Raw genomic sequence first — 19,472 nt, 5'->3', positions numbered from 1 at the left:
GAGAGGGGAGTGAAATAGAACCTGAAACCGTATACGTACAAGCAGTAGGAGCAGACTTGTTCTGTGACTGCGTACCTTTTGTATAATGGGTCAGCGACTTATTGTCTGTAGCAAGGTTAACCGCATAGGGGAGCCGTAGAGAAATCGAGTCTTAATAGGGCGTTTAGTTGCAGGCAATAGACCCGAAACCCGGCGATCTATCCATGGGCAGGTTGAAGGTTGAGTAACATCAACTGGAGGACCGAACCCACTAATGTTGAAAAATTAGGGGATGACCTGTGGATCGGAGTGAAAGGCTAATCAAGCCGGGAGATAGCTGGTTCTCCTCGAAAGCTATTTAGGTAGCGCCTCGCGTCTCACCCTCGGGGGTAGAGCACTGTTTGGGCTAGGGGGTCATCCCGACTTACCAACCCCATGCAAACTCCGAATACCGAGGAGTGCAATCGCGGGAGACACACGGCGGGTGCTAACGTCCGTCGTGAAAAGGGAAACAACCCAGACCGCCAGCTAAGGTCCCAAATACCAGTTAAGTGGGAAACGATGTGGGAAGGCCCAGACAGCTAGGAGGTTGGCTTAGAAGCAGCCATCCTTTAAAGAAAGCGTAATAGCTCACTAGTCGAGTCGGCCCGCGCGGAAGATATACCGGGGCTCAAACTGGTAACCGAAGCTGCGGATGCAACTATGTTGCATGGTAGAGGAGCGTTGTGTAAGCCGCTGAAGGTGGACTGTGAGGTCTGCTGGAGGTATCACAAGTGCGAATGCTGACATGAGTAACGACAAGGGGGGTGAAAAACCTCCCCGCCGGAAGACCAAGGGTTCCTGTCCAACGCTAATCGGGACAGGGTTAGTCGGCCCCTAAGGCGAGGGCGAAAGCCGTAGTCGATGGGAAACAGGTTAATATTCCTGTACTTGCAATTGCTGCGATGGAGTGACGGAGAAGGCTAGGCCAGCATGGCGATTGGTTGTCCATGTTTAAGGTAGTAGGCTGGGGACTTAGGCAAATCCGGGTCCCTAAGGCTGAGAGCTGATGACGAGTCTCTTTAAGAGACGAAGTGGTTGATGCCCTGCTTCCAGGAAAAACTTCTAAGCTTCAGGCAATTGTGAACCGTACTCTAAACCGACACAGGTGGTCAGGTAGAGAACCAAGGCGCTTGAGAGAACTCTGGTGAAGGAACTAGGCAAAATGGTACCGTAACTTCGGGAGAAGGTACGCCGCTGACGGTGATCGGACTTGCTCCGTAAGCTGTTGGCGGTCGAAGTGACCAGTTGGCTGCGACTGTTTATTAAAAACATAGCACTCTGCAAACACGTAAGTGGACGTATAGGGTGTGACGCCTGCCCGGTGCCGGAAGGTTAATTGATGGGGTTAGCGTAAGCGAAGCTCTTGATCGAAGCCCCGGTAAACGGCGGCCGTAACTATAACGGTCCTAAGGTAGCGAAATTCCTTGTCGGGTAAGTTCCGACCTGCACGAATGGCGTAACGATGGCCAAGCTGTCTCCACCAGAGACTCAGTGAAATTGAAATCGCTGTTAAGATGCAGTGTACCCGCGGCTAGACGGAAAGACCCCGTGAACCTTTACTATAGCTTTGCACTGAACTTTGAGCCTACTTGTGTAGGATAGGTGGGAGGCTTTGAAGCAGTGACGCCAGTCACTGTGGAGCCATCCTTGAAATACCACCCTGGTATGTTTGAGGTTCTAACTCTGGTCCATGATCTGGATCGAGGACAGTGTATGGTGGGTAGTTTGACTGGGGCGGTCTCCTCCCAAAGAGTAACGGAGGAGTACGAAGGTGCACTCAGCATGGTCGGAAATCATGCAATGAGCATAATGGTATAAGTGCGCTTGACTGCGAGTCAGACATGACGAGCAGGTACGAAAGTAGGTCATAGTGATCCGGTGGTTCTGTATGGAAGGGCCATCGCTCAACGGATAAAAGGTACTCCGGGGATAACAGGCTGATACCGCCCAAGAGTTCACATCGACGGCGGTGTTTGGCACCTCGATGTCGGCTCATCACATCCTGGGGCTGAAGCCGGTCCCAAGGGTATGGCTGTTCGCCATTTAAAGTGGTACGCGAGCTGGGTTTAGAACGTCGTGAGACAGTTCGGTCCCTATCTGCCGTGGGCGTTGGAGATTTGAGAAGAGTTGCTCCTAGTACGAGAGGACCGGAGTGAACGAACCTCTGGTGTTCGGGTTGTCACGCCAGTGGCATTGCCCGGTAGCTATGTTCGGACGGGATAACCGCTGAAAGCATCTAAGCGGGAAGCCTCCTTCAAGATGAGATCTCCCTGACTCCTTGAGAGTCCTGAAGGGCCGTGGAAGACTACCACGTTGATAGGCTGGGTGTGGAAGCGTTGTGAGGCGTTGAGCTAACCAGTACTAATTGCCCGTGCGGCTTGACCATACAACAGAGATGGTTACTAACGATTGACTGATCGAATGAGATCAGCGGATTGTGAGCCGAGAGACGCAGTGTTCGATTGATCGACTTGCGGTGTATTACTACAGAATGTTTTACCGAAGTATTTGGGTTGACTGTTATCGCTAAAAAGCGAGTGCAAACGGACAGTCAAGCGGCAGCGCAGGGCAAAGAGCCCATAAGACCAAGCCAACCCAAGCCAGTTTGCCTGACGACAATAGAGTTGTGGAACCACCTGATCCCTTGCCGAACTCAGAAGTGAAACGCAACATCGCCGATGGTAGTGTGGGGCTTCCCCATGTGAGAGTAGGTCATCGTCAGGTTTTATTCCAAAAGCCCTGATCGCTAACGCGGTCAGGGCTTTTTTCATTGCAACCTGCCGATGACCTACTTTTTCGCTTCGCGAAAAGGTCATGGTGATTCGAGCCCAAGGCTCTCACCCTCCGGGCTGCCTACGGCAGTCCAAAGCTGCTCGCAGCTTTGTCAGGCATCTAAAAAAGAAAACCCCCGCAGGGAATCCTGCGGGGGTTTTGTTTTTTGGATACGATGAATTTTTTCCAAAAGCTCTGATCGCTAACGCGGTCAGGGCTTTTTTCGTTTGTGAAATCGAATTTTTAGGTTAATTGGCGGCGGGAAACCGCTCAAAACCCCGCTGTCGCTTTTTTAAACGCTCATCCAAACCCAGTAACCACGCCGCTCACACCCAATATCCCGGACTTATCCCCAGCTATATCCATGAAAACTGTGGGAAAAGTCCGTAATCCACAGGTTTATAAAATTACCACCGGCATCGTGAAAAGGTATTTGGGACAATATCTCGACGCTTACAAGGGCCTTCTTTCGCTTTTATTTGGCGTTTAAAAAAACACCAGGGCTCGAGCCTTAACACTAATTAGCAATTGAAATCTACCCTTTCCCGGCGTCGTCTTCTTCCATTGATAGCATAATGTGGGTAAAATCCGTGCATAAGTCACAAAAATGAAATCGGATGCGTTCCTCCACTCCCCAGGTGTTCCACCGGGCAGCGTTCTCCGAACAAGTATTAGGGAAAATCAAAAATGTCTTTGCGTGCATGGCTGCTAGGAAGCGCGGCATTGCTGCTTTCCATGGAAGCACTGGCGGTTGGAACCGAGGCGGGTACTACTATCAGCAACACCGCTTCGGCCACCTATACCGATGAAGCGGGTAACCCCCAGTCCGTGAATTCCAATACCACCAGCCTGCGTGTGGATGAGTTGCTTGATGTAACGGTGGTGTCCAATGACGCGGGCTACATTTCTGTTTCTTCGCCAGAGAGTAATGCCGTACTGTCGTTTACGGTTACTAACACAGGTAATGGTAAAGAGGCGTTCGACCTCACACTCAATAACGCCCTTGGCGGCGACCAGTTTGATCCTGAAAACTCTCTCATTTACATCGATAGCAATGGCGACGGCCTTTACGATGCTGCTGATGCATTGTTTACCGCAGGTTCGCCACTGGAATTAGACGCCGACGGATCCGTTACGGTATTTGTGGTCTCCGATATTCCCGATGCGCTTTCTAGTGGCGATCAAGGTTTGGTGGACCTCACTGCAGAGTCGGTTACCGCACAGGCTACATCTGGAAGTGATACACCGGGCTCTGTCTTCGCAGGCCAGGGCGACGGCGGCGGGAATGCTGTCGTTGGCAATAGTGGCGGAGCGGCCTCTAGCCAGAATGGTTATCAAGTATCTCTGGTGCAGGCCTCTTTCACCAAAAGCCAGAGTGTCGCCGACCCCTTCGGTGGCAGTTCCGCGGTGCAGGGCTCGATTATTACTTACACACTGACATTTTCTGTGAGCGGCAGCGGCGAGATCACCAATGTGATCCTGAGCGATAACGTTCCGGACAACACCAGTTACGTGGCCGGTTCTATCACTCTGAATGGTGCAGGTAAAAGCGATGTGGCCGACAGCGATGAAGTGAGATTTGACAGTAGCGCCACACCGCCGCGTATAGAAATCAATATCGGCACGGTCACCGCACCGGCCACCCACACGGTTACTTTCCAGGTGGAAATTGACTGATTGTTAATGAGGTTCAGATGAAAAAAATCTTTAGCGCTTTCGCTCTTGCTGTCGCGTTTGTGGCTTCTTCAATGCCGGTGTTTGCGGCAGTAGAGCTGGAAACCCGCGCATTTATTGACGTGACCACCACTGACGCCAGTGGTGCACAGGTAACGAAACTGGAACAGGCAGAGCGCGTCCAGCCCGGGCAGGAAGTGGTGTTTATTATCAGCTACCGAAACACTGGCGAAAAGCCCGCGGAAAACCTGGTGGTGAATAACCGGGTCCCGAATGGAATGGTGTATGTGGCCGAGTCCGCGCAGGGCGAGGATGCCCGCATTGAGGTTTCCGTAGATGGTAAGGGTTTCGGTGCGCTGGAAACCCTGCAGGTCACCGAAGCGGATGGATCCATGCGCGCGGCATTGGCATCCGATGTGGTGGCGCTGCGCTGGACTTTACAGGGCGCGGTTGCGCCGGGGGCTTCCGGTAGTGTGCGTTACCGGGCCGTGTTGAAGTAAAGCGAGATACTTAAAAGATTCGTTTGAAAAATTAAAAATGGAGTTGGGGTTAGAGTGAAAATGTTTAAAAAAAATACCATGCATATTGGGGCAGCATTTATATTGCTGGCTGTGGGTATGGTGCCGCAGGTGTTTGCTGCGGGTACCGCTGCGGGCACCCCTATTAAGAACACCGCGAGCGTTTCTTATAAAGTTGACGGCCTAGATCAAGAGGCCGTACCTAGTAATACGGCAGAGTTTATTGTAGATCGTATCGTCGACATGACGTTGGAAGAGGATGGTGCAAGCTATGTGTCTACAGTACCAGGTGCAAAAAATCAGGTAACGACATATACACTGACGAACCTCTCTAATGCCGAAATTCAGTTTGGTCTGGAAGCAGATAACTCTGCTGGTATCGTTTTTAATGATGATAAAGATGGAACGAATATTCGTATTTTCCTCGATGATGGCACAACCCCGGGTTCATTTGATGCTGGAGATACTGAAGTAACTTCGGTCAATTTGCTCGGAGACACTGATTTCTCTGCGTCAGCATCGCCTCAGGCAACGATATATGTAGTCATTGATGTCCCCCTCGATAATGGTGGTGATTTAATTTTAAATGGTGAACGGATTGAGGTGGAGTTGACGGCGACGGCTAAAGAAGCTGGCGGCGCCTCATTGAGTCTTGGGCCAGATGCCGATGGCGCATATACGGTTCTAGGTGACGACCCCTTACTCGCGGCTGGAGCCGGTCAGTATGATGGTATTGTCATAGCCTACGGCGCATATGAGGTCGGAACTGCGAGCCTCACTGTTGAGAAAAGCTCCGAAGTAATTTCAGATCCCATCAACGGGACGACTAGCCCCTTCGCGATTCCTGGCGCCGTGATCGAATATTGTATCGACGTATCCAACGACGGCAGTGCTGAAGCACAAAGCGTAATTCTGACAGACGCCCTGCCTTCCGAAGTTACTTTTGCAACCGGGGCTGATCAGGTCTTCGAAACGGGCACCGGTGTATGTAGTTCTCGCACTACGACCCACGCTGCTACGGAAGCCACTTTCGATGGTACGGACACTGTTACAGCAACATTCACTGATCCGGTAGCGGCTACGGAAAGTGTCTGGGTCAGCTTCCGGGTTAAGTTGAATTAATCGCCCCGCAACGGGTGGCGCTCGCCACCCGCTCCGCTACCCAGCGGTGCGCGATACATAGCCGTTATGGTTGAAACCCTCCTGGCCCAGCACTCAGACGCGCCCGGGGGACTTAAGTCCGCCGGGCTTTGTTGCGCCCGGCGTTTTTTATTGGAATTAATTTCTTTACCGCTGCTTGCACTGTTCATGACCTCTGCGTCATCGCATGCTGCAGACAGGGAAGTGGTCAATGTCGCCCACTCCAGCTGGGCGCTTCCCGGGGATTCGACCGCTCGCTGGCTCGACTCCAACAAGGTCACCCTGAATCTCCTGGAAACCCCGGCGTGTACGCCTTCCTCTGTAGCCTTTTACCAGCATATTCCCTCCACCTTGTCGGCTCCCGGCAGTGCTAGTCGCAACTTCAGCGGCGGCAGCTATGTGGATACTTCCGGTGGCCTTCTGCCCCTGCCGGTACCCGCCGCGCTGGATGGCAGTGCCCTGTTGCTGGAGTCGGTAGTATCGCGGGCTGTTGAGATATACCACGGCGGTGAGCCGGTACTGGTCGCACTGGAAGACGGCAACCGCAATATTGATCCCGGTGTTCGCGAAAGTATCGCAGCCGAACTCAGCGTGGATTACCCGGATACTGCCGCTGGCCCGGGCTCACCGGAGCGGGAACAGCTGTACCTTTACGAGACTGGCCCGGATACCGGTGTATTTGCCGCAGCGCTGGCGAGTGCAGCCTATGGTGCGGATCGGCGGCCACAGAGCGGGGATGGGCAGCTGATTCTGGGAGAAAACGCACAACTCACACTGCGTTATCAGGATCCCATGTGTAGCGGTGAAACCGCACGCAGCGCGGCAATCGCCGACCCGCTCGGCGTGGTGTTCGATTCCGTCGATGGAACACCTCTCGCCGGCGCGACAGTGACACTGGTGAATGCCGCGGACGGTTCCCCCGCGATCGTTTATGACGACGACGGTGTGACGACGGTTTCCAGTACCCAGATTACCGGCGGCAGCGGTACCCCGAGCTTCCGCTTTCCCTATGTTCCACCGGGCAACTATCGCCTCGCGGTGACACCTCCCACGGGGTATAGCGTCCCTTCTACTGCCTTAGACAGTGAAATGCCTCCGGCTCCCGATGGTCAGCCATACCGGGTAGTGACGGGTTCTAGAGGTGAGATCTTTTCTGTGTCCGCGAGTCCTTCGCTCGCCATGGATGTGCCTGCGGACCCTTCCAGTGCGGGACTGTTGTTAGAAAAAAACGTGTCTGAAAGCACCGCCGGGGTAGGGGACTATTTGCAATATCGCCTGCAACTGCGCAGCCTGATTGCTGCCGTTGCGAGTGACACCCGCATCGTTGACCGCTTGCCGGTCGGCATGCGCTACCGTGCGGGCTCCCTGTATATCGATGGTGAACAACAGGCAGATCCAATTATCGGTGCAGACGGCCGTACCCTAGAGATACCCGTCGGTGAACTGGCGGCGGAAGCGGAAGTGGAAGTGCGCTACGTCGTGGAAGTTACCGCCGGCGTAGCGACCGGCAACGCGGTCAACACCGCTACCGCCGCGGCACTCAACCCGGGTGGCGGTCCACTGACTTCCAACCAGGCCCAGGTGGCGGTACATATTGCCGAGCCGTTCATCAGCGATCGTTTCACCCTGGTCGGTGGGGTGTATGGCGGCGACTGCGACACGCCCTGGCGCGAGCGTAAAGGCCTTGCGGATGTGCGCCTGCTGCTGGATGACGGTACCTATGTGGTGACCGATGCGGATGGCCGCTATCACCTTGAGGGTTTGCGCCCCGGTACCCATGTGGTGCAGCTGGATATCGCCAATCTGCCGGTGGGGTGGGAGCCGGTATCCTGTGTGGATAACTCGCGTTTTGCCGGCAGCGCCTATTCGCAGTTTGTCGATGCCCGTGGCGGCAGCCTGTGGCGCGCGGACTTCCAGTTGCGCCCGGCCAGTGCGGGCTTGCGCATGCGGACCCATGAGGAACAGGTGTCACCGCTGCTGGAAGCAGTAGAGCCGACCAAATATACCTTCCGCGGCCGTTTCGCTTCCGGTGATGACCAGCTCCTACCAGAGTCGGCAGAGGAATTGCAGACGCTGGTTGAGACTCTCAAAGGCGGTGAAGTTTTCGGGCTGGAGATCGTCGGCCACACCGATAATCAGCCACTTTCCAAACGCGCCAGAGCAAAATTTCGCGACAACTACGGTTTGTCCATGGCCCGAGCCAGTACCGTAGCCGATGTGCTGGGGAGTGCGCTGGGGCTGTCTGCGGAGCGGGTAACCGTGGGTGGTATGGGCCCGAGCCTGCCGCTGGCAGACAATTTCACCTGGGAAGGTATGGCCCGCAACCGCCGGGTGGATCTGCTGGTGTACGGGCGCACAGGCCCGGCCGAAGTGGTCGTGGGACAGCGCCTGCAACACACCCACAGTATCGACCTGGACACCAGCGGCGGTACTTTTACCAATTTGCGTATCACTGCCATGCTGCCCGAGGGCCTGCGGTTTTTGCCCGGGACTGCATACTTGGACGGGGAACCGGTGGCGGATCCTCGCCAGAGCGGTGTGATTTTGATGTGGCGTCTGCCGGATGGCGCCAGTGCAGCTCAGAGCGAAAATTCGCCCTATGCGCGACGCTTCACATTTCAGACGGAAGAGCTCCGTCGCGATCGTGTCGATGGAGATCGCTGCGCAGCAGGTGCCAGCATCAAGGTCAATGCGTTGGTAGATACTGCGGTGGGCGACAATTTGCGCCTGCCGGTGGCGGAAAACCACCTCAATTGCAGTGTAAGCGAGGGTGAGAGGGTTGATACATCAAATGCGGATGCTGTGTCTGGCACTTTGGAAAGTTACAGTGACAGCGGCCGCCTCACGGTCAATCTGACCGACCCCGCGACATACACAGCGCCGGAGGTCAACGCAGACCGTGGCACTGACAAAGTTTCGTCGGTGAGTGCAGCGGGCGCGGGTGTGGACTGGCTGGCGCAGGCCGCGGGCGAGCAGGGCTTTCTGTTTCCTCCGGAAAGACACAACCCGCGGGCCCCTGCGGTGCGCGCGGTCGTCGCCCATGGTGTCGGCGAGCGGGTCGAGCTGTCGGTCAACGGCAAGCCTGCGCCGGCACTCAGTTATGAAGGTATTGAAACGGCACCGCGCGGAGGTGTCGCCACCAGTCTGTGGCGAGCGCTGCCCCTGCAGGAAGGTGATAACCAGCTGTTGGCAAACGTCTACGACGATAGCGGCGCGCTGCTCGCCAGTTACCGTCGTATGGTGCGGTTTGCCAATACCCCGGCCCGTGCGGAACTGCTGCCGGAGCGTTCCGAGCTGCTTGCAGATGGTGTGTCGCACCCCCGCATTGCGGTACGTATTCTCGACCGCGATGGCTTCCCGGTGCGCGATGGTATTACCGGGAGTGTGGCCATCAGCGCCCCCTATGAAGCGTGGCAAAGCCAGAACGATAAACAGCAGCGCAAACTGGCGGGACTGGGGGAGTTCCAGCCCCAGTACCGGGTTGAAGGGGATGAGGGGATTGCCTGGATTGAGCTTGCCCCCACCACCCGCTCTGGCGCATTTACCCTCGATTTCCGCTTCTACACCGGCGTAGACACCCGCCGCGAGCAGCAGCTACATGGCTGGATGGCGCCCGCTGCACGGGATTGGGTGGTAGTGGGCTTTGCCGAAGGAACCCTGGGTTACAACACGCTCAACGAACGCATTGAATCCCTGCCGGCAGGCGAGGACGAAGGTACCTACACCAATGGCCAGCTGAGCTTCTACGCCAAGGGCCGGGTGCTCGGCCAGTGGCTGCTGACTATGGCCTACGACAGCGACAAGCCGCGGGATAATGCACTGATGTCGCCTATCGATCCGTCCCGTTACTACACCCTCTACGGCGACGGCACCACGCAGGTCTACGGCGCCCCCAGCCGCGCCAAGCTGTACGTGAAAATGGAGCGGGGGCAGTTCTACGCGCTGTTCGGCGACTACGAAACCGGTCTGGTGAAAACCCAGCTGTCCCGCTATAGCCGTACCCTCAATGGCTTCAAGGCGGAAGATGGCGGTGGCCTGGTGGTGTACACGGTGTTTGCCGCAGATACCGAGCAGAGCTACGCCCGCGATGAAATCCAGGGCGACGGTACCTCCGGACTCTACCGCCTTAGTTACCCGGGAATCCTGCTCAACAGCGAACGGGTGCGTATCGAAACCCGTGATCGGATACACCGCGAGCAGGTATTGAAAACCGAGACCCTGACGCCCTACATCGATTACGAGATCGACTACGCCGCCGGTACGCTGTTTTTCCGCCAGCCGGTATTCAGCCGCGACCTGGACTTCAACCCGGTGTACATCGTCGCTGAATACGAAACCAGTGGCGGTGACAACAAAGTACTCAGTGGCGGTGGTCGCGTGGGGCTCAACCTGCAGGATGAAACACTGCAGATTGGACTCAGTGGCTTGAGCGACGAGGGCACTGAGGGGCGCGCGGATCTGGCCGGTGCGGACCTGCGCTGGTTCTTTGGCGACGACAGTGAGCTGCGCCTGGAAGCCGCACAGACCCGCGGCGACGATGCCGGGCGTGACGGCGCGGCCTGGCTGGCGGAAGTGGAGCATCACAGCAGCCGCTACGATGTACTCGCCTACAGTCGCCAGCAGGATGTGGAATTTGGCCTCAACCAGCAAACCGCGGGGCAGGCGGGCCAGCGCAAGTCCGGGGTGCAGGGACAGGTTCGCCTGGGCGAAGAGTGGTCCCTACAGGGGGAGACCTACCGCCAACAGAATCTTGCCAACGCTGCGCGGCGCAATGCCGCCGAGGCGCGTTTGCGTTACGAAACCAATGCTACACGGGTCAGTCTGGGCGCACAGCATGCAGCAGATGAACTACCCGCAAGCAATGCCGGTGAGGCGCCGGTTGAGGCAAATTCCAGTCAGGCGCTGTTTTCTGTCAGCCGCCAGCTGCTGAATAGCCGCGCGGACCTGTCCCTGCAAACCGAGACGTCCCTTGGTGGCAACAACGAGAACGCCGACTACCCGGATCGTTACCTGCTGGGGGCCAGCTATGCACTCACCGATTACGCCCGTGTGCTGGCGGGACAGGAATTCAGCGATGGCGACAGCAGCGATACCCGCGCCAGCCGTGTGGGTGTCCAGCTCACTCCCTGGGCCGGTGGACTTGTCACCTCCACCCTGAATGAGAGCCGTGCCAGTGGCTATGGGCCCCGCCGCTATTCCCAGCTGGGGGTGAGCCAGGCGGCCAACCTGAATGAACAGTGGCGCCTGGACCTGGGGCTGGATGCCAGCCACGCCCTGGATGAGGGTGTGTCGTCACCGGCGGTGAATACGTCCACTGGAAACAGCGCCTTTGGTCAGTCCTCCGTAACCACCACCAGTGAAGACTTTGTTGCCCTGAGTGCCGGCGCTGCATGGCGCGGCGATGTATGGGCCTGGCGCGGCCGCCTGGAATCACGCCGCGCCGACAGCGGTGAGCGCCTGGGGGTGAGCAGCGGCTTCCTGCGCCAGGCCGAGGCCGGTATTGCGTTCTCGAGCACGCTTGAGGCGTTCCGCAACGATACGAAACAGGGTGCCAGTGGCGATCTCGCCAGTCTGGACTTGTCCTGGGCGTGGCGGCCGCTGGATAGCCACTGGTCCGTCCTCAATCGTCTGGAGTTCCGCTACGAGAGCGTCGAAAATGCGGCCACGGATGGCGGCCTGTTTGGCTTTGACAGTCTCGTCGCGGACAACGCCCGCAGCCGTCGCGCGATCAACAATTTCGCCCTCAACCGGATCTCCCGCCCCTGGAGTGGGGAAGAGCGTACCGGCAACCTGTTCCAGCGTTACCAGCGCAGCCAGTGGTCACTGTATTACGGCGCCAAGTATGTGCAGGACAATTTCGACGGAATCGAATACGCCGGATACACCGACCTGCTGGGTATCGAGGCGCGCTACGACCTCAGTGAGTGGATGGATCTTGGGCTGCAGGCCAGTGCGCTCAATTCGTGGGAGGCCGGTACTCATCTCTATTCGTTTGGACCGCAGCTGGGCTTTTCCCCGGTTCGTGACGGCTGGATAACCCTGGGTTGGAACCTGCAGGGCTTCCGCGACCGGGATTTCGAGGCCGCCCGTTACACGGCCCAGGGCCCCTACCTGCAATTGCGTTTCAAGTTTGACCAGAACACCCGCTTCGGCAGCGGAAGCGAAACGGGAGAGTGATGATGTTGGCTAAGACGTTAGGGCGATTGATCACCAGTGGCGCGTTGGCGCTGCTGGCAATGCCGGCAGTCGCCCAGCTTATGACCACAACCAATGCAGTGCAGGGACAGTCATGTGCGGGTACGCGTTATGGGAGTGATCTGAATTGTAGCGCCGGGGAATTTACCGTGGAGCCGATTTTCAGTGCGGAAGACGGTACGCCGCCGTTCTGTGTCGCCGGGGAAGAATTCCTGTTTCGGGTGGAGATCGGCCTTTCTGGAAGTAATGCCGATCGCTACGACATCGGCTTTTTTGTGGGAGAAACCGGTAACGACCCACGGGTAAGCGACACCTCCAAATCCTGCTCGGTAGCGACTTTTCCCACCACGCCGTTTCCGTGGTTCGATGACAGCCCGACAAACACCGCCAACAGTTGCGGTGACTATACCGCGCGTGGCGATGACGATGTCCGCGTGGATAAAATCCGCGTGCTGTGTCAGGGCGATGCTGCAACCGGCACGCTGCAGGTCCCCTTCGTACTGACCTACAACCAGAACGAGCCATCGTCCTGTGCGGCACCGTCTGATTTGCAGCCCGGCTCCAAGTCCAAATGCAACAGTGGCGTCAGCCTGGTCAGTGGCGACGTCAAGGTATTTTCCGGCGCCCACGTCGACGTCACCAAGCAGACCGAGCCCGACGGCGAGGGTCAGGAATTTACCTATACCGCCAGCGGCCCAGCAGATTCGAAAGTCATCGTTCGGCACCCCGATGGGACCTACGAAGACTCAATTACGAGTGCGACCAATGAGGCTTCTTTTACCCTGCGCGATGGAGAGACCGCGCGGGTATTTATCACTGCTCTGCCCACCGCCCAGCGCCTGGTGATCAGCGAACAGCTGGAAACCGGTTGGGACAGCACCGCGGCGATCAGCTGTACTGCCCAGCGCGGCATCCCGACCGTTACGGGTGATGATGCCAGTCGCACCATCACCGCGGACCTGGATGAGGTTAACTCAGCGGCGGCCTGTACCATCACCAACCGCAAACTACCCCAGGTGACCGTTACCAAAACCAGCCTCGGTGACAGCGGCAGTTTTACCTTTAGCGGTACCAACGGCTGGAGCGACCAGATCATCACCACCACATCCGCAGGTGCATCGGTAAGCGGTAGTGCCCAGTACCTGACTGCATTGGGGGTGGCCACGGATCTGGTAGAGACGCCACAGGCGGGTTGGCGCCTGGCCGGTGTGAACTGCAGCGGGCTGGGTTACGGCGGCAGTGCCAGTGCAGATCTGGCAACGCAAACTGTCACCCTGGACGGCGCCGCCGTGTCTGAGCCGGGGGCCGAAATTGGCTGTACTTTTACCAATGTGCGTCAACGCAATCTCACCGTTATCAAGCAGCTCACACCGATCAGCCCCTGGCCCGGCGGCGACAGTGGTCTGTTTGTGATGAGTGCGAATGGCACTGCAGGAACCGAGGGCGGCAACGGTGCTACGGCCAGTGAACTGGTGGATGTGGGGGCCAGTGCTGATTTCAGTGAAAGCGCGGGTTCGGGGACGGATCTCGCCAATTACACCGCCAGTTACAGCTGCAACACCACGCCGCTCACCAGCGGCAGCGGCACCAGTGGCAGTCTTACCATGCCCAATGCTGACGTGGATTGCACCTTTACCAATACCCGCCACTCCGCCACCCTGACCCTGCGTAAAACCTGGCAGGACGGCATCACTGGCGATACCGCGACGGTGACAAGCAGCGGGTTCCGTAACGATGCCAGCACCGGCGCCGCCGTTTCCAGTGGCAACAACAGTGTCGACGGCACGGCGGTGACCGTTTGGGCGGGAGAGAGCGGCACCATTGCCGAGACCTTCTCGGTGGGGGACCCCGGGCGCTACAGCCTGGCCATCGACTGCAGCGGTGGCAGCCTGTCAGGCGCTACCCTCTCGGTACTACCCGGCGATACCAGTATTCTTTGCACCGCCACCAACAGCCGCGCGTTGCCTTCCCTAAGCCTGTTGAAATGGGTAGTAACCCTGTGGGATCCGGTCAACGGCAGCACCAACCCCAAAGCCATCCCCGGAGCGGTAAGTCAGTACACCCTGCGTCTCAGCAACAGCGGCGATGGAAGCACTGATAGCGACAGTCTGGTTCTGAGCGATGCGCTGCCGGAGCATGTCGACCTGTATGTCGAGGATCTCGCGGCTGCGAGCCCGGTAGACTTTAGCGATGGAACACCGGCGAGCGGGCTCACCTGGGTGTACTTTGCGCTGGATAGTGTCACTGACGATCTGGAGTTCTCCCAGGACGGGATCGACTGGAGTTATGTACCGGTGCCGGATGCCGACGGCTTCGATGCCGCAGTTCGCCATATCCGGCTTACGCCCGCTGGACGTATGAATCCGCAATCCGGAGGCTTGGATAGCTGGGCGGAATTCAGCTTTCGCGTGCGGGTGCGTTGAGCAACGAGTGCGTTGGTGTTTTTTTATGCGCCAGCGGGCAGGCTAACAGCCACGGGGTTTAGGGCAGCTATTCGCAACTTATACACAAGGCTGTCCCACGTTTCTGTGTGTAATCCCGCTTGTGGACAAGTGTAGATTTGCCAGAAAAATCAGATATCGCAAGCCGTTCTGAATGGTAAGGGTGTGCGGATGCGCGACATCGTGTCGTCGGTCATCCACATAACCTGTGCACGCACTGTCAAAAGTGCATGGCCCAACTGAGGGAGGCTGTTTCTACGTCCCGCACACCCCGTAGCTCCTCACTGCCGATTTCCGGAAAGAATTCCCACTCGGCGCGGATGCTCCAGCTGTTGTTGTAGCGGTAGCTGAGTCCGGCGCCATAGCCCCAGTGGATGCCGCTGGTGTTGTCGCGAAAATTCCCGGATACCGGAATAGTCATCTCAATGGTTTCGCCATCCTGCCCGGTGATCGAAAACAGCCCCTCGCCGCCTGTGGCGGTGACACTTTGTTCTGCGCTCTGGAAGCTATTGATAAACGCGTTGGCTTCAGTGCAATAACCATCAGTTTCGCTGTCAAGGAAGCCGATGCCAAAGTAGCGGTGAGAGTAGAAGTCGGCGATGGCCGGAGTGGAAAAAAGGGCTGCCATTACCACGAGCAGTTTAGTGAGCCTAACCATGGCGTTACCTGCTATTGGGGTGGAGAAGTGGGCCGCGGCTACCTTGTGTACCGTTCCCTGCGCCAGCAGCCCGCTGTGGATAACATCATATTTTTAGTTGTGCGCGCAATTCCGCCAACTTCTTGGCATTTTCTTCCTTGGACAGGGGTTTGGCCGCCTGATGCTCCAGTTGCACCGACTGCGGTGCGGGCAGACTTTCACCCGCCATCAGGCGCTCGCAGATTTTCTTGTAGTGGCTGGCAAACACCGGGTAAGCGGAAGACTCCGGATTGTTGGCGAGGAAAAACCAGTCGGCGGCGCGGCCGGCGTGATAGACAGCCGGGTGGCTCCATTTGTGATTGGCCTTTGGGCTGGGAGCGTTGCAGGCCTCGCGATAGGCCGCTCGGGGATCGGGAAGCCCGTGGTCACCCTCGGCACACAGCTGCAGCATCTTGTGGACAGTGGGCAGGTATTCACTGTATTTGATCGCGCGTTTTGCGCCGGCAACCATCTCTTCCGGCGAAAAGCCCGCAAGGGATTCCAGCCAAAGCCGCTTGGCGTGGTTCAGCGTCTGTACATCGGGAAACGCCGCATTGAACTGGTTGTGATAGGCCAGTTTGAGCAGGCCGAAGACTTCGTTCAGCGCACGCTTGCGCGCATCCAGTTCCGGGTTACCAGTTTGTGTCTGTGACGATGTCCCAGACGGAGGTATCCCTGGTGCGTTGGTTAGCGGGCTGTCCGGGTTCTTGTGACTTGCCATGTTGCTGTTGTCCTATCGCGAATTTGTTGCGCTCGGCCCACTGGTAGCGGGCGTGACGTACAAATATGGTGTCCCAGCTTTTGCGTGCGGCACCCTGTTCACGCCAGTAAAGGCGGAATTCGGGCACCAGGCCGAGGGCGAATTCGCGGTCGATTTCACATTGATTCAATAGGTGGCCAAGGCAGTCGCTCGACGGCTGCCAGCTGCGCGAAATGGGCTTGGCCACCGGGTTCATCTCGATTCCCTGACAGTAGTAAGCCCATTCCGTGCGCGCGTAATCGATAAACTGCTCGCCCCAGCGCGCGCTGTGGCCGCCGCGCTCGAGCCACTTGTAAATGAACTCCGGCAGCAATTCTGCGGCAAAAGAGGGGTTGATGGCCAATCGACGCAGCTGTTCCCAGGTGTTGTCACTGGGCTGCCAGTCCCGGGTCATGGGCACCGGCTTGCGCTTCTCGATAAACGGGGTTTCCTGTTTTTCCCAGTCTTCCGTCACCCAGTCGTTGAATTCCAGGTCCCAGGATACCGATTGCTTGGCGCTGTTGCGGTGGTATTCCACAAAGCGCTGCAGGCAGCGCCGTACAAAGGTGCTGGGTACGCCCTCGTCGGACAGCTTGCGCAGTGTTTCTTCTCCCGGGCGCCAATGTTCTGGCAGGGGCTGTTTGCGCCCCTGGGTTGCGCGGAAGGATTCCCACTTGGTCTTTACCAGCTTGAGAAACAGGGAACCGAAGGAGTGGCGGCTCTCGCCGCGGTCACGCCAGTAGGTAACAAACTCCGGCAGCTGCTCGCGCACGAAATGTTCCGGTACACCCAGCTGCGCGATACGCGCCATGGTCTCCCCATCCGGCTGCCAGCTGGGGGAAATGGTGTTGGCTGCCCGTGACGCGGGCAGCAGCGAGGGCGACGTGCTGTTCGTGGACTCGGCTGCATGATTCGAACGGCTGGAAGCTGCTGGCAGCGCAAACTTGAGCATCGCACTGCTGCCGTAGGGCGCGGCACCGAGTAGCAGCGCGCCCTGATTACGCAGGCTGGTGGAAACCCTCTGAATATCCGCGGGCTCCCAGAACGGCAACAGTTGCTGCAAGTGTTCGCCCTGCGCGGTGTACCAGTCCCGTCCGGGGTGTGACTCAACAGGCAGAAATGGTACCAGATCTGCCAGAGCGCCAAGCAATACCGCCTCCTCCAGGCCAAGGGTAGTGGCCAGAGTAGGGGATATAACCAGGGGGCGTTCCGGGAGCTGGGGGTGTTTCATGCCGCGATGATAACACCGGCGGCGAAGTGATCGGGAACGGATTTAGCCGCCGCTTTATTCGAGGAAGACGACTGGTCAGTTCCTGCGAAGGGTCTGCCAAATCTAGCGTGGACGCGCGCTGATCCGGTAGGCACAGCGACGAGCGCCATCCATCAGGTATTCGTAACGCTCCACCTGTGCGGTGCTCAGGCACTGGCGGAAAATTTCCAGTTCCGAGCGACAGAAGCCCTGGCACTGGCGCACCGCTGCACATATGGGGCAATGGTTTTCCAGTAGCAGCCATACGCCGCGCTTTTCCTGTACCGCCTCGGCCATATACCCTTCGCGGCTGCGCAGTTCCGCAAGTTTTTTCACCTGTGCACCCAGGCCGCGACAGCTCGCCAATGCCGCACGGTATTCCTGCAGGGATTGCTTTTCCCGCTGACCGATCAGTGTGTTGAGCCCCTCCTGGCCGAAGACTTCACGCACATTGTCGAGCAGCTTGAGCGTGAGGTCACTGTGGCGATCCGGAAAGCGCTGTTGCGCCTTCTCGGTCAGTTCCCAGTAACTTGCGGGGCGGCCCACTTTTTCCGCGCGATCGAAACGCGTGAGCAGTTCTTCCTCCGCCAGCTGGTTCAGGTGCTGGCGGGCGCCAACAGGCGTGATGCCCAGATGCTCCGCAATAAATCGCGCGGATTGGGGACCGCGGGTCTTCAGCAGATACAGAATCTGTTCGCGGGAGTCGGTGGGATTGATGGTTCGTGGCATGGTCAGTGTACGTCTGCGTTGGCTGGCCAATCTTCGGATGCTCGTGGCAGCATTGCAAACCACGTCGCACTGGCGAGACACAACAGCCCGCCCAGGATCAGTGTCCACTCACTACCCACTAACGCCAGCCCGCTGCCCCCGAGTGCAATCAGCGCGCTGGTCAGGCAAAAATTGGCGGTCAGCAGCCCCATAACCCGACCCTGGCCATATTGCTCGAAACGTTCGGCCATGATCGCCGGAAAAACCCCATTTACTGTAGCGATCCCGATACCGATTATTGCGAACAGTACAGTGGCGCTATGTGCATTCAGCAGTGGTAGCAGTATCAGCAGAATCCCGAGACCGCTGGCTCCGCGCAATAGCATGGACTCTGCGCCGAAGCGCCGTTTCAACGCCGGGATGACCAGCGCGCTGGTTGCAATCATCAATCCGGTAACGACGACGGTGTTGAACGCTATCTGGTGGGGTTGGTAAGCGAATTTTTCCACCAGCCAGAACGGATAAAACTCGTAGAAGGCATTTACCCCGAGGCAGAACAGTACATTGAACACCGCCAGGGCACGGATTTCCGGCTCCTGCCACAGGGTCAGGGAATTCTGTGAGCGTATCAGCTGCAGCAGGCTTTCACGGCCGGTTGTACCAGGGGCATCTACAGGCATGAATACCTGTGCCAGTAGTGCGCAGACGGCCACTGCCAACGCGCCGCCCCAGAACACCTGTGCAGGCCCTCCGGCAACAAGGTAGCCTCCGCTGAGTGGCCCTAACAACCAGCCCGCGTAAGCGCAGGCCATGGCCAGAGAGAGTGCGCGGGTACGGTCAATGGCCGGGTGCAGGTCCGCGGCTATGGCCCGGGCAATGGCGATATTGCCTTCACACAGCCCGGTAACAAAACGCGCTGTGGCGAACAGCAGAAAGTTTTGCCACGTCAGAGCGAGCGCCGACAGTACATAACCTGCGGCTGCCAGAAACAGCGTGAATACCAGTGTGCGCCGTCGTCCGTATTGATCCGCCAGTCCGCCAACTACACTGCTTCCCAGCAGCAGGCCCAGAGGGAACAGTGCCAGTACCACGCCCAGCAGTAGCTTTGGCGGCAGTCCCATAAATTCGGTCAGCTCACTGGCCGGACTGGTGAGAAAGAGTGGTGCCAGAATAGGGTAAGGGAGGGCAATGCCGGCGGTCCCGATCAGGGTTACCAGCATCACTGCCAGCATTGTGGTCCTTGCGTTGGCGATGGGCATAGTAAATAAAATAAGTAATTTGTTTTCATATCAAGGTAGCATTACCTTTCGATAAAGAAAGTGAATGCTTTTTTATTGTG

The 19,472-nt window shown here is 57.7% G+C and carries 10 protein-coding genes and 2 rRNA genes (1 of these 12 only partly in view); 7 read left to right on the top strand and 5 right to left on the bottom strand.

The window, feature by feature from the left end; all coding sequences use genetic code 11:
• The 7 genes from PVT68_RS09315 to PVT68_RS09285 form a co-directional block, all read left to right on the top strand.
• Positions 1-2,407: ribosomal RNA gene (locus PVT68_RS09315) — 23S ribosomal RNA — on the top strand (it extends 475 nt beyond the left edge of the window).
• 222 nt (positions 2,408-2,629) lie between these two features.
• A 5S ribosomal RNA gene (gene rrf / locus PVT68_RS09310) occupies positions 2,630-2,745 on the top strand.
• Positions 2,746-3,480: 735 nt separating this feature from the next.
• Positions 3,481-4,470, top strand: a complete 990-nt coding sequence (locus tag PVT68_RS09305; protein ID WP_280322467.1) for a hypothetical protein — start codon at positions 3,481-3,483, stop codon at positions 4,468-4,470.
• A 17-nt stretch (positions 4,471-4,487) separates the two neighbouring features.
• Positions 4,488-4,967: a hypothetical protein gene (locus tag PVT68_RS09300; protein WP_280322466.1), complete on the top strand. Its 480-nt coding sequence runs from the start codon at positions 4,488-4,490 to the stop codon at positions 4,965-4,967.
• 60 nt (positions 4,968-5,027) lie between these two features.
• Positions 5,028-6,107, top strand: coding sequence for a hypothetical protein (locus PVT68_RS09295; protein ID WP_280322493.1), 1,080 nt, complete (start codon positions 5,028-5,030; stop codon positions 6,105-6,107).
• A gap of 150 nt (positions 6,108-6,257) precedes the next feature.
• Complete coding sequence (locus PVT68_RS09290) at positions 6,258-12,302, top strand: OmpA family protein (RefSeq protein ID WP_280322465.1); 6,045 nt, start codon at positions 6,258-6,260, stop codon at positions 12,300-12,302.
• Positions 12,302-14,743, top strand: a complete 2,442-nt coding sequence (locus tag PVT68_RS09285) for a prealbumin-like fold domain-containing protein (RefSeq protein WP_280322464.1) — start codon at positions 12,302-12,304, stop codon at positions 14,741-14,743. Before PVT68_RS09290 ends, PVT68_RS09285 begins: the two co-directional genes overlap by 1 nt.
• 238 nt (positions 14,744-14,981) lie before the next feature.
• On the opposite strand, the gene PVT68_RS09280 is transcribed toward PVT68_RS09285, so the two are convergent.
• From PVT68_RS09280 to PVT68_RS09260, 5 genes are all read right to left on the bottom strand, one after another.
• On the bottom strand, positions 14,982-15,419 hold the full coding sequence (locus tag PVT68_RS09280; protein ID WP_280322463.1) for a porin family protein: 438 nt from the start codon (positions 15,417-15,419) through the stop codon (positions 14,982-14,984).
• Between the two features lie 85 nt (positions 15,420-15,504).
• Complete coding sequence (locus PVT68_RS09275) at positions 15,505-16,158, bottom strand: replication protein P (RefSeq protein ID WP_280322462.1); 654 nt, start codon at positions 16,156-16,158, stop codon at positions 15,505-15,507.
• Positions 16,070-17,407, bottom strand: a complete 1,338-nt coding sequence (locus PVT68_RS09270) for a DnaT-like ssDNA-binding domain-containing protein (RefSeq protein ID WP_280322461.1) — start codon at positions 17,405-17,407, stop codon at positions 16,070-16,072. Before PVT68_RS09270 ends, PVT68_RS09275 begins: the two co-directional genes overlap by 89 nt.
• 102 nt (positions 17,408-17,509) lie before the next feature.
• The gene (locus tag PVT68_RS09265) at positions 17,510-18,154 is read right to left on the bottom strand and encodes a helix-turn-helix transcriptional regulator (RefSeq protein ID WP_280322460.1); all 645 of its coding nucleotides are present in this window, start codon (positions 18,152-18,154) and stop codon (positions 17,510-17,512) included.
• Positions 18,155-18,156: 2 nt separating this feature from the next.
• A complete protein-coding gene (locus PVT68_RS09260) occupies positions 18,157-19,365 on the bottom strand; it encodes an MFS transporter (protein WP_280322459.1) in 1,209 nt (402 codons plus the stop codon).
• Between the last annotated feature and the right edge of the window lie 107 nt (positions 19,366-19,472).

It is taken from the genome of Microbulbifer bruguierae (assembly GCF_029869925.1).
GTDB classification, from domain to species: domain Bacteria; phylum Pseudomonadota; class Gammaproteobacteria; order Pseudomonadales; family Cellvibrionaceae; genus Microbulbifer; species Microbulbifer bruguierae.
The sequence above is the reverse complement of the archived record's forward strand: the minus strand, read 5'-3'. Positions and strand labels throughout refer to the sequence as shown.

Excerpts from the sequence above, each read along its gene's own strand:
- PVT68_RS09305 (WP_280322467.1), top strand. The coding sequence starts at position 3,481 with ATGTCTTTGCGTGCATGGCTGCTAGGAAGCGCGGCATTGCTGCTTTCC.
- PVT68_RS09300 (WP_280322466.1), top strand. The coding sequence starts at position 4,488 with ATGAAAAAAATCTTTAGCGCTTTCGCTCTTGCTGTCGCGTTTGTGGCT.
- PVT68_RS09295 (WP_280322493.1), top strand. The coding sequence starts at position 5,028 with ATGTTTAAAAAAAATACCATGCATATTGGGGCAGCATTTATATTGCTG.
- PVT68_RS09285 (WP_280322464.1), top strand. The coding sequence starts at position 12,302 with ATGATGTTGGCTAAGACGTTAGGGCGATTGATCACCAGTGGCGCGTTG.
- PVT68_RS09280 (WP_280322463.1), bottom strand. The coding sequence starts at position 15,419 with ATGGTTAGGCTCACTAAACTGCTCGTGGTAATGGCAGCCCTTTTTTCC.
- PVT68_RS09275 (WP_280322462.1), bottom strand. The coding sequence starts at position 16,158 with ATGGCAAGTCACAAGAACCCGGACAGCCCGCTAACCAACGCACCAGGG.
- PVT68_RS09270 (WP_280322461.1), bottom strand. The coding sequence starts at position 17,407 with ATGAAACACCCCCAGCTCCCGGAACGCCCCCTGGTTATATCCCCTACT.
- PVT68_RS09265 (WP_280322460.1), bottom strand. The coding sequence starts at position 18,154 with ATGCCACGAACCATCAATCCCACCGACTCCCGCGAACAGATTCTGTAT.
- PVT68_RS09260 (WP_280322459.1), bottom strand. The coding sequence starts at position 19,365 with ATGCTGGCAGTGATGCTGGTAACCCTGATCGGGACCGCCGGCATTGCC.